The organism is Tardiphaga sp. OK246 (assembly GCF_900188215.1).
GTDB classification, from domain to species: Bacteria; Pseudomonadota; Alphaproteobacteria; order Rhizobiales; family Xanthobacteraceae; genus Tardiphaga; species Tardiphaga robiniae.
In genome coordinates this window covers 17,132-30,209 of sequence record NZ_FZOX01000005.1, presented here as the reverse complement: position 1 = coordinate 30,209, position 13,078 = coordinate 17,132, and the positions used below count along the sequence as shown (strand labels likewise).

The following is a 13,078-nucleotide window of genomic DNA, read 5'->3' as shown; positions in this document are numbered from 1 at the left end:
CAGTCATGCGGGTATCCTTGCCGCGACGGCCAGTTCCGGCGGATGTTCGAAAGTCAGGCCGTTACCGAAATAGACTTCCTTGACCTTGGGATGACTGCGGATTTCGTCTGCGTCCCCTTCCGCAATCAATTTGCCGCGGGCGAGCACGATGATGCGGTCGGCATGGGCGAAGACGACATCCATGCTGTGCTCGGTGAACAGCACGGCCATGCCGCGCTCGATCACCAGCCGCTTGGTCAAAGCCATCAATTCGTTGCGTTCGCGTGGCGCCATCCCGGCGGTCGGCTCGTCCATCAGCAGCAGCCTGGGATTGTTCGCCAGGGCCATGGCGAGCTCGACGCGCTTGATGTCGCCATAAGCCAGTTCGCTGCAAGCTCGGTCAGCCTGCGCGTCCATGCCGACCTGCTCGAGCAGCATCAGCGCCTCATCGCGATAACGGCTTGCGGCGGGACGCCACAGCGAAAAGATCTGCTGCTGATGGGACATCACCGCCATTTGCACGTTCTCGACGACCGTGAAGGATGCGAATGTGGCCGCGATCTGGAATGTGCGTCCGACGCCCAGGCGCCAGATCGCGCGCGGCCTCATCCCGACCAGCTCTTGCTCGGCCAAGCGGACGGATCCGCCCGAGGCACGCAGCTGGCCGTTGACCATATTGAAGGTGGTGGATTTGCCTGCACCGTTCGGGCCGATCAATGCCAGCAATTCGCCAGAATGAAGGTCGAAGGTGATTCCATCGACGGCACATACGCCGCCGAAGGTCATATAGAGATCGCGGACCTCAAGCAGCGCGCCACTCATGTCAGCTTCTCCCGTCGGACAACGCCCACGGCTGGACGATACAGCTGCCATAAGGTTTCGATCTGGCGCGAGATACCCGCCAGTCCCTCCGGGAAGGCGAGCACCAGAAACAGAATAATGCCGCCGAACAAGGCCCGCCAGTAATCCGTGGCGCGCATCACCCAGTCCTGCAGCACGCCGAACACCGCCGCACCGATCACAGGCCCCGTGAGTGACTGGATGCCGCCCAAGAGAACCATGACGAGCCCGTCGACCGATTTGCTGACCGAGATCACATCCGGCGAAACGCTGCCCTTGGAGAAGATGTAGAGCGTGCCGGCCAATCCGCCGAACACGCCGGCGATCGTGAAGGCCAGCCACTGCACGAGCTTCACATCGATACCGATGGCCTCGGCACGCAGCGATGAATCCCGTCCGGCCCTCATCGCATAGCCGAACGGCGCAAAAACGAACCGCCGCAGCGCGTAGGCCGAGAGCCCGACTAGTATGAGGGTGAGGTAGTAGTAGCGCGTTCCGCTCAGCCACTCAGCCGGCCAGATGCCCACCATGCCGTTGGAGCCGCCGGTGATCGCATCCCACTGGAACACGACCGACCAGACGATCTGCGAGAAGGCGAGCGTGAGCATCGCGAGATAGACGCCCGACAGCCGGACGCAGAACCAGCCGAACAGCAAGGCGCCAAGACCGGCCACCAGGGGAGCGACCAGCATCGCGAGCGGCATGGGCATGAATGCCAGTTTGACCAGGATGGCAGCGCCGTAGGCGCCAAGGCCGTAATAGGCGGAATGCCCGAACGAATGCATCCCGCCCGGTCCCATCATGAAATGCAAACTGACCGCGAACAGCGCTGCGACCAGAATGTCCTGACCGAGCACCGCAGCATAAGGCAGCGATTGATCGAGCATAGGCAACACCGCCATCAACAGGAAAACGCCGATGACCGTCATGCGAAACCAGTTGGACCCCGGCTTCAACGGTGCTTCGACCGGCGCCGAGTTACGACTGGTCGCTTGCGGTCGCCCCAACAGCCCCCACGGCCGGATCACAAGGACCACCGCCATGATCAGGAATTCGACCACCAGAGTGAGCTTGGAGAACGAGATCTCGATCCCCGCGAGATGAACCGTACCGATGCCGATACAAATCGCCTTCACCTCGGCGATCAGGAGCGACGCCAGAAAGGCACCGGGGATGGAGCCCATGCCGCCTACCACAACGACGACGAACGCATCACCAATCGTCGAGATATCGACGGTGAGACTCGCCGGCTGACGCGGAAGCTGGACCGCTCCGCCGAGTCCCGCCAGCATGCAGCCGAGTGCAAACACGCCGGTGAACAGCCACGCCTGATTGACGCCGAGCGCGCCCAGCATCTCGCGGTCGTGTGTTGCCGCACGCACCATGACGCCCCAGCGCGTCTTGGTCAGCAGCATCCAGAGCAGGCCGAAAATCGCAGGACCGATCACGATCAGGAACAGATTGTAGCTCGGATAGGCACGACCGAAGAGCTGGATAGCGCCCTCCAGTCCTGGTGCACGACGACCGAGCAAATCCTCCGGCCCCCAGATCCATAGCGCGGCATCGTTAAAGACGAGCACCAGCGCGAATGTCGCGAGCAGCTGAAACAGCTCGGGCGCCTTGTAGATCCGACGCAGCAGCAGAATTTCCACCAGCGCGCCGAGCAGTCCGACAGCCAGTGCTGCGAGCACAAGCGCGCCCCAGAAACCGATCGCCCGCCAAGGCCCCACGCCGATACGTTCGATCAATGAATAGCTCACATACATGCCAAGCATGAAGAACGAGCCATGGGCAAAATTGACGATCCGGGTGACACCAAAAATCAGCGATAGGCCGGTCGCTACCAGGAACAGGGACGACGCACCGGCCAAGCCGTTCAATAGTTGAGCCAAGAGGGCAGACAGATCCATGGCAGTCTCGCTCGGGACAGATGTGGCATCCAAACGCGACCGGGCGCCCTCGACAGGAGGGCGCCCAGCATCAGGTTAGTCGGCAGGACGCAGCTTGCGCACTTCGTCGTCCGACGGCAGCAATTTTTCGCCCGGCGCGTAATGGTAATCGACCATCACGCCCTTGCCGTCCTCGACGGCAAGCTTGCCGACATAGAGTCCCCAGGTCGCCTGGTGATCGATCTTGCGGAAGCTGGTCTTGCCATCCGGCGTATCAAACTGGAGCCCTTCGAACGCCGCTACGAGCGAATCGCTGTCGGTCTTTCCACCGGATGCCGCGACACCGGCCGCAATGGCCTTGATCGTGGAGTAGCCGATGATCGAACCGAACCGCAGATTCTCCTTGCCGTACTTCTTCTGGTACTCAGTCAGGAATTCCTGATGGGCTGGCGTCTTGATGCTGTACCAGGGATAACCGGTCACCATCCAGTTCTTGGGGATCTCATCGCGCAGCGGCTCGAGGTATTCGGGCTGACCGGTGATGATGCTGAACACCGGCATCTGGTCACCGAGATATCCACGCGTGTTGCCCTCGCGGATGAACTGAGCGAGATCGGAGCCAAACAATGCGTTGAACGTGGCCTCGGGCTTGGCGTCGGAGAGCGCCTGGATCACGCTTCCAGCATCGATCTTGTTGAACGGCGGCGCTTGTTCGGCGACGAACTCGACGTCCGGCTGCTTCTCCTTCATCAACCTCTTGAAGGCTGATGCAGCCGACGTCCCGAATTCATAGTTCGGATAGATCAGTGCCCAGCGCTTCTTCTTCAATTTCACCGCTTCGTCGACCAGCGAAGAAACCAGCATATAGGTCGAGGAGTCGAGGCGGAATGTGTACTTGTTGCCGACGGCCCAGACGATGTTATCGCTCAGCGCTTCGGTGATCAGCATGAAGCGCTTCTTCTGCTTCGCATAGTCGGTCAATGCCGTACCGATATGCGCGTAGAAGGCGCCGGCAAGGATGTCGACCTTTTCGCGGGTGACCAGATCTTCTGCCTGGCGGATCGCTTCGCCCGGATTGGCATTGTCATCGCGGGTGATGAGCTCGAGCTTCCGCCCGGCCACGCCGCCCTTGGCGTTGATCTGATCAATGGCGAGCATCATGCCCTTCTTGTAGCCGTCGGTGAAGACCGGCTGGGACTTGTAACTGTTGATCTCGCCAATCTTGATGGTATCTTCGGCCCTGGCCGGGACCGAGACTCCAATGGCAATCGTCGTCAGGCCAGACAGTAGGACGTGTCTAAAACTCACTTGCTTGGTCATGACTTACCTTCTCCGGTGGGTGATGCGATCGTGAAACGCTTGTGGTTGCTCGGAACAACGAGACAGCAGCTCCTGACGATCGACCGTGCCGAACGAGCAAATGTCGACCCGAAGCATGCCATGTGACTGGATGCTTCTCAGGAGGCAGCGCTTAGAGCCGGGGATTTGCCGAAGCGATCACGGCAGGTGCGGGCGTCGTATTGGTAGACCCACTCAGCCTTGATCCCGACTGCGTTGGGGTTCTTCGCCTGCTCGAGCTTGAATGCGAGGTCACGCGCTTTCGATTCTTCGGGCGAAGACAGATGATATGTGCGGCCACGTTCGCGCGCTTCGAGCTGGACACGGGTAGTGCGCGGACGGCGCTCGGCCTCATAGGCATCGAGCGCCGCGCCGAGATCGCCCGGGCCGAAATGGCTCAGTGCCTGCGCGAGAACATAGCCGTCTTCGACTGCCATGGCTGCGCCCTGCGACAGGAAAGGCAGCATCGGATGCGCGGCATCGCCGAGCAGCGTGGCATTGCCGCGCGACCAGCGTGGCATCGGATCGCGATCGAACAGCCCCCACTTGTAGATCTGGTCGGGATTGGTGAGCTCGAACAGACGGATCAGGTTGTCGTTCCAGCCCGCGAACCCATCGAGCAGTTCCTGCCGGCTGCTCTTGATGGTCCAGGACTCCTCGACCCAATCGTGATTCTCATTGACGGCAACGATGTTCACCATCGCGCCACCCTTGACGTAATAGGTCACCACGTGCCCCTTCGGTCCCATCCAGAAGGCAGACGTCGGCGTGACGAAAGGCAGTGGAAACTGTTCGACCGGAACAAGGGCACGCCAGCACATATGCCCGGTGTAGCTGGCCGGTTCCTGGCCCCAGAGCACGGCGCGGACAGCCGAACGAACGCCATCGGCGCCGACCACCAGATCGGCCGCATATTCGCTGCCGTCGTCGAAGCAGGCGATTGTGCGCCCGGCCTGCTGACGCAGCCCAGTGCAGGACACACCGAACGTGATGCGCTCAGGTGTGATATCTTTCGCCAGCATGGTGTGCAGGTCGGCGCGATGAACGTGATAAAATTCGGCCCCGAACACTCGAGGGCATACTTCGCGTAGCGGCGTGCGGAACAACTCCTCTCCGCTCTGCCAATTCCATCCCACCATGGCCTCTGGCAGGAAGCCTGCCGCCGCCAGATCCGGTCCCAGCCCAATCGCTTCAAGCACCTTCACGGCGTTGGGCGTCATCTGCACGCCAGCACCCACTTCGCTCAAGACCGAGGCGCGTTCGAACATGTGATAATCGATGCCGAGCCGGTCCAGACTGCGGGCCAGTGCCGCGCCGCCGATACCGCCGCCAATGATGGCTACTTGGAAATTATGTTTCATGTTGTCTCCGATCACAGGACGTCACGTGAATTAAAGGTCCAGCTCGAGTGTGGTCAGCCCGCGCGAGCAGCAGGCCATCATCGTGCTGGAAGACGCTCTCGCCGCGGGCGCAATCACTTGGTCGCGATGATCGACGCGCCCCGAGAGAATGCGGACTTCGCAAGCACCGCAGACGCCTTCCTCGCATGAGTAGGAAAGATCGATGCCGGCAGCGAGACAGGCGCTGAGCACCGTCTCCTCTGCCCCGACATCGAGCGTGCGCCCCGAGCGCGCCAGACGAACGGTGAAGCTGCCCGTGGGGCCGGTATCCACCGGCGCCACGGCAAAACGCTCGCGATGCACGAGGTCGATCGAACGCCGCTCGGTCAGTTCGTCGAAGGCATCGATCATGCGCGTCGGCCCGCAACAATACAGCGGCGCCTCCATCGGCGTATCCGCAAGGACATCGGCGAGACGTGGCGCTGGTCCACTGGTGTGATGAATCCGCACGCTACCGTCGGCGACGGCAGCAAGCTCGGCATGAAACAGGGTCGCTTCGGGGCTGCGCGTCCAATAGTGCAGCTGTACCGGCTGACCATCGGCGACAAGCTTGCGATACATCGAGACGATCGGCGTGATGCCGATGCCGCCAGCGAACAGGTAACGTATCGTCTCATTGGTAGCGCCGAGCGGGAAATGATTGCGCGGGATCGAACTCTGATAGATCTCCCCTGCGACCGACTGCCGATGCCAGGCACGCGAGCCCCCTCTTCCGTCGAACGCCTCCTGCACCGCGATCTCGTAGCAGTCCGAAGCTGGCTGCGGCCAAAGCAGCGAGTATTGCCGCATCAGTCCGGGCGCCACCTCGAGATCGAGGTGAGCGCCGGGCTCGAAAGCCGGCAGCGTCGCGCCGTCGGACGAAGCGAGCCGGTAGAGATTGATCCCCGGCGCTCCGTATCGCACTTCGACCAGCCGCAACCTCAAACCGAGGTCAGATGACGCCATAGGTGATGCCCTTGGCGCGCAGCCAGCTCCGGTAGCGTTGCCCCATCAGATCCGTTCGGTGATGCAACTCGTAGCGCAGCTCCGTTGGAATGCGCTCCGGTCGCTGCGACTCGACGATCTCGCGATCCTGATTGAAGACCACGTCCGCCCGATCACGCACGACTTTCGGATCGGGATGCGGATTCACGTTCATCGCTGCGCAAACGCGCGCGATAGTCGTCTTCTCATCGACCGGTTGGCAGACGAAGAAGGTGGCGAAGATATCCGACTTGTCGGAAACGATATTGCCCGACTTGTCCGCCTGCTGGGTTCGCTTCGAGAAGTAGGCCACCAGCGGACGGAACGTGTGATAGGTGTAGAACGCCATCAGCGGAATGCCGCGCGCATCGCCCCACGGCTGAAACACCTTTATTTCCGACGAGCAGAGGCCGGTATCGACCTCATGCACGTCATAGGGCTCAAGCCGATCCGGGTTGTCCATGACACCGTTCAGGCCGGCATGGACGAACGGGAAGTGGCTGGCATCGATGAAGTTTTCGATCGAGCGAAAGCCATTGGCCGAATACATATAGGGGCCGCTATGGACCTTCAGAAAGCTCGGATCATCCCATTGCGGGAACACCGGTATGTCGGCCGTCGGCTCGCCGAGACATACCCACACGAAGCCATAGCGCTCGACTGCCTGATAGGGGAAGGCGCGCGCCTTTTTCATCGGCGTCTCGTCGGGAGCAGCAGGCATGAGGGTGCAGCGACCGCCGCCGTCATACTCCCAGCCGTGATAGGGGCAAACGACGCGATCATTCTTGATCCAGCCTCTCGACAGCCGGGCGCCGCGATGAATGCAGAGGTCTTCCCAGACATGGATATCGCCGTTTGCCGAGCGCCAGACGATTAAGTCACGCTCAAGCAAGCGAACGGGATGGATTTTGTCGGAGGCGAAATCGGAGGAATAGCCGACGACATGCCAGTCGTTGAGCAAAACCGGATCCTGACAGCCATCCTGCGCGGTGATCGGCCGCTGGGCCGATAAGGTCGTGACGGACATTGATGCTCCTCAAGATTGGCCGCAGCTAGTTACATTAATTAGCCGGCCATATAATTGTTTGGTTGGCCGGCTATATAATTTCTGGTAGCAATCCTCGTGCCATCCCATGAAACGGCGGGAAACGGCATCGGCATCGACGCCTCAGGGGTCCACAATGCTATCTTTTCTATCTTCGCCACATCGGCTGCACCGATTTTGTGCGCCTTTGTGCTCGAATTGCTGCCACGGCATCGGATTCATGAGGAGGCCAGCATGAACCGCGTGTCCGGCCGGCGAGGCGTCTTGTCCGCTGAGCCACCGATCAAACGTCCTGGGCGGCCCGAAGGCGGCAAGGGAGCGATGCGCGAGGGCATAATGGATGCCGCCGAGGTCGTGTTTGCCAATCAGGGATATGCGGGCACCACGCTACGGGAGATTTCCGTGCTCGCCGGAGTGACACAGGCGCTGATCACTTACTACTTCGGCTCGAAGTTCGACCTCTTCAGCGAAACATTTCTTCGACGTGCGACGCCGATCGCAGATGCGCGGATCGAAAGCTTGGCGAGATTGCAGACCGATGGAAAGGCAACGGACGTCGTCGCCATCGTCGAAGCCTTCCTTCGGCCAGTCCTGGACCTCCGTGCGACCGAGCAAGGGCCCGCTTTCTTGCGGCTCCACGCCAGGCTGCATACCGAACCACCCAACCTCTCTTATGAGCTACGCAAGACGGCTTATGACGAGTCCACCCACCTCTATATCGAAGCGTTGCACAATGCGTTGCCACATCTTTCACGGCTCGACGTGCATTGGCGGATGACGCTCATGATCGGCACTTATCTTTACGCTCTATCCGATACGAACCGCATGGAGGACATGGTGCCCGAGTCGTACGATCCGAAAGACGGCTCCCGATTGATGGCCGAGACTGTCGCCTTCATCACCGGCGGCATCTGCCGCGAGCCGACGAAGGCTGTTGGTATCCATAAAAAGAAGGCTGCGAGAAGCCGAGTTCAGATTTAAACGAGAGGAAGAGTGATGGATCACGCCAGCTTCACTGAAATCTGCCTGCATCAGCTCAAGATGTCCGGGGTTCGCGAAGGCGAGCGTCTTGTCGTTCTGACTCAGGGTAGCGATCGCCTGTCATATGCCGACGCTTTCATGGCCGCGGGCCAGCGTCTCGGCGCCAGGATGTATCACATGCGCCTTCCCGCACCGATGCCGACCGCGGGCTGGAACGTCGGCGTGACCGGCCTGGCCGCTCTGCCCGATGCAGTCGAAGCGCTGAAGAATTGCGACATGCTGATCGACTGCATTTTCCTGCTGTTCTCGCCCGAGCAGTTTGCGATCCAAGCCGCCGGCACTCGCATCCTCACTGCAGTCGAGCCGCCTGCGTTGCTCGCCCGAATGCTCCCCTATCCGGAATTGCGCGAGAAGGTCGAAATTGCCGCTGGCCTTCTCGACAAGGCGAAGGTCATGCGCATCACGTCGCCTAGCGGTACCGACGTGACCTACAAGCTAAATACTTACGATACGATAGCGGAATACGCCTGCAACGACACACCTGGCCGTTGGGATCATTGGCCCTCGGGCTTCGTCTTCACCGGCGGAGACGATGACGGGGTCGATGGCCAGATCGTAGTCGCGACTGGCGACATCCTGCTTCCGCAGAACATCATGGTTCGTGAACCGATCACCTACACCATCGAGAAGGGCTGGGTCACCGACATCCGTGGCGGGCTCGAGGCCGAAATCGTCAAGGCCTACATGGCCTCGTTCAACGACAAACGCGGTTTCGGCATGAGCCACGTCGGCTGGGGTATGAACCCGCAAGCCAGGTGGCACAACTTCGTGCCGGGCGAATTCCCCGGCGGAATGGGAATGGAGCCGCGCAGCTTCTATGGCAACGTCATGTTCTCGACAGGCCCGAATAGCGAGCTGGGCGGCGCCAACGACACCGCCTGCCACCTAGATATTCCGATGCGCAATTGCTCGTTGTTGCTCGACGACGAGCCCGTCGTGATCAATGGTGACGTGGTCGTGAAGGAGATCCAAATGAGCCGTTAAGCGATCGCGGGCGCCTGTGCGACGCAACCGGTTTGTCTGGCGTATTGCGTGCATCGATCGGCGCGCTTTTAAACCAAAGCCGACGTGGGTTGCCCGCTGTTTTCTACAGAGGCCCCGGTTGAATTCCCGGCGGAGCTCGCGTCTCAACCGAGCTGGCCGTACGCAAATTTCACACGCTGTCGAGTTCTTTCTCGATGACGCACGCCGTGACGGCTTCGCAAAAGCAGCGCTTGCACTATACGGCGCGCACGCAATTCCGAAAAACGCTGGCGCCTTTCGCGGCCAGCAGTGGGTAAATACACGAGGGAAAGTACTTCTCTATAATGGGCACTGGGAGCAACACCAGGAAGTAATGGCATATCCTTTGCTTGCACTCGTTGGATGCTTCAACCGCCAACCGAATGGAACGCGAGATGCGCTCGCCTAACTGGTCATCGTGGAAGCTCAATGTTTCACGGGTGCTTGAATGGTCCTACGGCCATCTTATCGCAGCCGAATATGACGCGAGCCATCCTCAATCCGAAGGCGGCGCGCGAAACACGTATCAAGCGATTTGGTCGCCTGAGAATGGATCCTCTGCTTCCCCTTCGCATCGCGAGAACGACTAGGGCAGCGAGCCACCAAGTCGAATTTACGGCGGCCCCCTCCCCCCGGACGCGTTCGCGTGACGATTCTCGCCGCAGACCTGCGAACCTGATCACCCAAGTGGTAGACTGCTCCTGCCACGTGGTCCCGCAGCGAAGGGCCTCTCCCGATGCAATCGCGACTGCATCAACTTCGTGCGAAACACACTCGGCCCGCCGGCGAGCACGTCCGTGATATTGAACGAAGCACCGGTAGTCGCCACTAGTAACAGGATAGCCACCGTCAATTTGTCCAAAATTTGTCGACGGGCTTGCATGAGCTCAGTTCTAATAAAAACGCAGCCGGTTTCGATACCGACTGCGCTTGCGCAACGTGGATGGCGAGATGGCGGGTGGCTGCCCGGTGGCCTCCCAAGGACGTGCACGCATAGATCGCCCTAGACTACTTCTGTCTTCAAGACCAATTTCTGTGCAGATCGTCGCTGCCGCACACGAGATTTGGATGCACGCATACAGAGTTCGAAGCGCTGCCTCATCTAACATGATCTGGACCAAGCTAAGATTGAGAACGATACACCTGGATGGCGGCTTTGCGCCAGAAGCGACCGTTCCATATCGCTCATTCCGCAGTTCTCGCACGAGCTTGCTTCGGGCTCTATGCTGACTTGCGCCCTGTGACCACAGGAAAGTCGGCATTTAGACTGGTCCGCAATCCGCTGACGGCATTCTCGAAGCCGCAATCAATGCTCGACTGCAGAACATCTTCTGCACCTACCGGAGCCTCCTCTATGACCATTAATCCTAACCTCACGCAAACAGGAACGTGCAACAGCTCATTGCGTAATTTCGTCACCAGCCGCTCCTTCGTACCTCCAGCAGGTCCAGTACTTTTCACCGTTGAGGAAGTTGTTGAGCGCTATCGCGAGCAGGTCAGCGAAGGAACCCCTCCGCAACTGGCGTTCGATGAGGATCGGTCCATCGTTCATCAAGATCGGCAAAGCCATTCTCTGTCCGCTGGAGGAGCTCAATCGTTGAGATCGCAAGAATCCAGTTGTTTCCGACCTTCACGATCGCGTCCGTTGGAGAGTGTCGTAACATGTGCCAGTCCGACAGTTACCGCTGAATGAGATGATCTGGCGGAGATGGATATCGATTCGGGATCCGTGCTACAATCTGATCGTGCGGTGTCGTGAAGTCAGTGGCATGACACTTTGTGTCTATCCCTGTCTGTAACGAGGAACCAACTCCAATTTCATCCCCCTTTCCGAACGTAGGAAAGCACTAGACGCTTGCCTCTAAACGAGATTCTTCCTTCAAGTATGTTGATGCACAATCATCCCTCCGGCGATCCGACGCCGTCGCAGGCCGATGTGCAGATGACCAAGGCGGTGATCGATGTTGCCGCACCGCTCGGCATCGCGGTGCATGATCACATCATCGTCGGCAAACATGGGCATGCGAGTTTGAAGGGCCTGAAGCTGATCTAAGGCCAATCAGAACACTTAGTTCTTGGCGGTTTTGACGTATTCTTCTGCTGCGCGAATACCACTCTTTGCCTTGAGTGTTAAAACAGTTGTCCGCGGCTTCCATTCGGACACCAGTTTTTCTGCATTCTTGAGTTCTTGTTCGGACAACAGTGCAGCCATCTCATTCACATTTTTCGCGGGCGCCAGCTTCGAGAGTTTGAAAAACGCATATGACAAAGATAGATCCTTTGGCGCTCCTTTTCCGGCGGAATACAAGCGGGACAAACCAAAGAGGGCACCGGGATATCCCTGATCGCCCGCCCTCTTCCACCACTTGAGCGCTTCGTCTGAATTTCCTCGCCTGTCATACAGATTGGCGACATCGTGCTGGGCAAGCGCATAGCCGGCTTCGGCAGAAACAAGCTTGTATTTTAAAGCTTGATCCGAGTCAGACTCCACGATGCCTGCGCCTTGCCCGTCATAGTAACAACCAAGCTTGTAGGCTCCCAACGGGTCGTTCAACGCAGCCGATTTTTGAAACCACTCAAAGGCCTGCCTGCGATCCTGTTGTGTGCCGATGCCATTATTGTACATCATGCCCACATGATATTGCGCCTCTGCATCTCCCTTGTTCGCCAATGCGAACATTGCATTAAAGGTGTCTGCGTCATTTGCGTTGGCAGGCATTGAGAAAAATAAAAGGCACGAAAAAGCCAAGGCGAAAAATTTCATCTCACCCTCCAATCGGGTTTGAACCATTTCATCTTGGTAACGCGCAGCGGAAATAGGTTCAAAGAAGCTGATTTGAACCAGACGGATTGATGCGTAGCGCGCAATCCAGGCAACGACCTCTCCTCGTCGTCCCCGCAAAAGCGGGCGCGGAGCGACCTCCTACTGTCGCAGCAGGATGAGCGGATCAGCACTATCCGGCACACGGCGCCACTGCGCGTTGTCGTCAGCCTCGAAATGCCAGGTCTCGCCCGATGCTGACATCATCAGCAATTCGCCGCGTTCGAGGCGCCACTGTTTGGGATTGAAATTCGCCACCAGGGGGTCGCAGCGCGGCTTCAGGAACACGGCGAAATTATCCTGGGTCGTCTCGGTATTGGTCAGCGTCAGACCGCAGACCACGCGGCCGCTGCCGCGCACCATCGACCAATCGCCAATCATCTGGTCCATCGACTTGGTCAGCGAGCGGGCTGCAGCGAGATTCTGCAGGATATAGACGCCTTCGCCGGTACGAATGCCTTCGAAGATGCCGCTCTCGACTTCGGTGAAATCGATCACCGCTTCGCCCGTCGGATTCTGCAGCCGGACGATATCGAGCCCCTTGATGTTCCAGGCTGCGATGTCCTTGGTGAAGGGCAGCGCCTTTGCGCAATCCGGTTCGAGTTCGAGCTTCAGCCCCTGTGGCGACGTGTCGTTCTTCAGCGTCACCACGCAGGTCTTGCTGCGCTCGGTGGTGGAGAGCTCCCACTGCCCGATCATGTTTTTTCGAAGGGTGGCAGTGTCCTGCGCTCGCGCCGGTGCGCCGACGAGCATCGCGCCG

Annotated in this window: 10 protein-coding genes and 2 pseudogenes; 4 read left to right on the top strand and 8 right to left on the bottom strand. The window is 59.3% G+C overall.

Features of this window, described 5'->3' with window-relative positions; translation table 11 throughout:
• Positions 1-3 precede the first annotated feature (3 nt).
• The 6 genes from CHC01_RS21590 to CHC01_RS21565 all read right to left on the bottom strand — a co-directional run bounded on the left by CHC01_RS21590 (position 4) and on the right by CHC01_RS21565 (position 7,436).
• Positions 4-801, bottom strand: coding sequence for an ABC transporter ATP-binding protein (locus CHC01_RS21590; protein WP_089266326.1), 798 nt, complete (start codon positions 799-801; stop codon positions 4-6).
• Positions 798-2,729 (bottom strand): ABC transporter permease, encoded by a 1,932-nt coding sequence (locus CHC01_RS21585; protein WP_089266325.1) that lies wholly within the window; start codon positions 2,727-2,729, stop codon positions 798-800. The genes CHC01_RS21590 and CHC01_RS21585 overlap by 4 nt, the downstream gene beginning before the upstream one ends.
• Positions 2,730-2,804: 75 nt before the next feature.
• A complete protein-coding gene (locus CHC01_RS21580) occupies positions 2,805-4,028 on the bottom strand; it encodes an ABC transporter substrate-binding protein (protein ID WP_089266324.1) in 1,224 nt (407 codons plus the stop codon).
• A 137-nt stretch (positions 4,029-4,165) separates the two neighbouring features.
• Entirely contained in the window at positions 4,166-5,407 is a 1,242-nt protein-coding gene (locus CHC01_RS21575; RefSeq protein ID WP_089266323.1) for an FAD-dependent monooxygenase, read from the bottom strand.
• Between the two features lie 30 nt (positions 5,408-5,437).
• The gene (locus CHC01_RS21570; protein ID WP_089266322.1) at positions 5,438-6,391 is read right to left on the bottom strand and encodes a PDR/VanB family oxidoreductase; all 954 of its coding nucleotides are present in this window, start codon (positions 6,389-6,391) and stop codon (positions 5,438-5,440) included.
• Positions 6,378-7,436 (bottom strand): Rieske 2Fe-2S domain-containing protein, encoded by a 1,059-nt coding sequence (locus CHC01_RS21565; RefSeq protein WP_089266321.1) that lies wholly within the window; start codon positions 7,434-7,436, stop codon positions 6,378-6,380. The genes CHC01_RS21570 and CHC01_RS21565 overlap by 14 nt, the downstream gene beginning before the upstream one ends.
• A gap of 96 nt (positions 7,437-7,532) precedes the next feature.
• Here CHC01_RS21565 and CHC01_RS21560 point away from each other — a divergent pair, with 96 nt between their 5' ends.
• The 4 genes and pseudogenes from CHC01_RS21560 to CHC01_RS21545 form a co-directional block, all read left to right on the top strand.
• Positions 7,533-8,435, top strand: coding sequence for a TetR/AcrR family transcriptional regulator (locus tag CHC01_RS21560; RefSeq protein ID WP_210421699.1), 903 nt, complete (start codon positions 7,533-7,535; stop codon positions 8,433-8,435).
• A 15-nt stretch (positions 8,436-8,450) separates the two neighbouring features.
• Positions 8,451-9,479, top strand: a complete 1,029-nt coding sequence (locus CHC01_RS21555; RefSeq protein ID WP_089266320.1) for a 2,5-dihydroxypyridine 5,6-dioxygenase NicX family protein — start codon at positions 8,451-8,453, stop codon at positions 9,477-9,479.
• 1,420 nt (positions 9,480-10,899) lie between these two features.
• Positions 10,900-11,098: pseudogene (locus tag CHC01_RS33155) on the top strand (hypothetical protein).
• A gap of 284 nt (positions 11,099-11,382) precedes the next feature.
• Positions 11,383-11,550: pseudogene (locus CHC01_RS21545) on the top strand (JAB domain-containing protein); the annotation flags it as partial.
• Between the two features lie 15 nt (positions 11,551-11,565).
• Here the strand turns inward: CHC01_RS21545 and CHC01_RS21540 are convergent.
• Both CHC01_RS21540 and CHC01_RS21535 read right to left on the bottom strand, forming a co-directional pair.
• Positions 11,566-12,261 carry a tetratricopeptide repeat protein gene (locus CHC01_RS21540; protein ID WP_176454668.1) on the bottom strand — a complete coding sequence of 232 codons (696 nt, stop codon included), beginning with the start codon at positions 12,259-12,261 and terminating at the stop codon, positions 11,566-11,568.
• A gap of 159 nt (positions 12,262-12,420) precedes the next feature.
• Complete coding sequence (locus CHC01_RS21535; RefSeq protein WP_089266317.1) at positions 12,421-13,071, bottom strand: AprI/Inh family metalloprotease inhibitor; 651 nt, start codon at positions 13,069-13,071, stop codon at positions 12,421-12,423.
• Between the last annotated feature and the right edge of the window lie 7 nt (positions 13,072-13,078).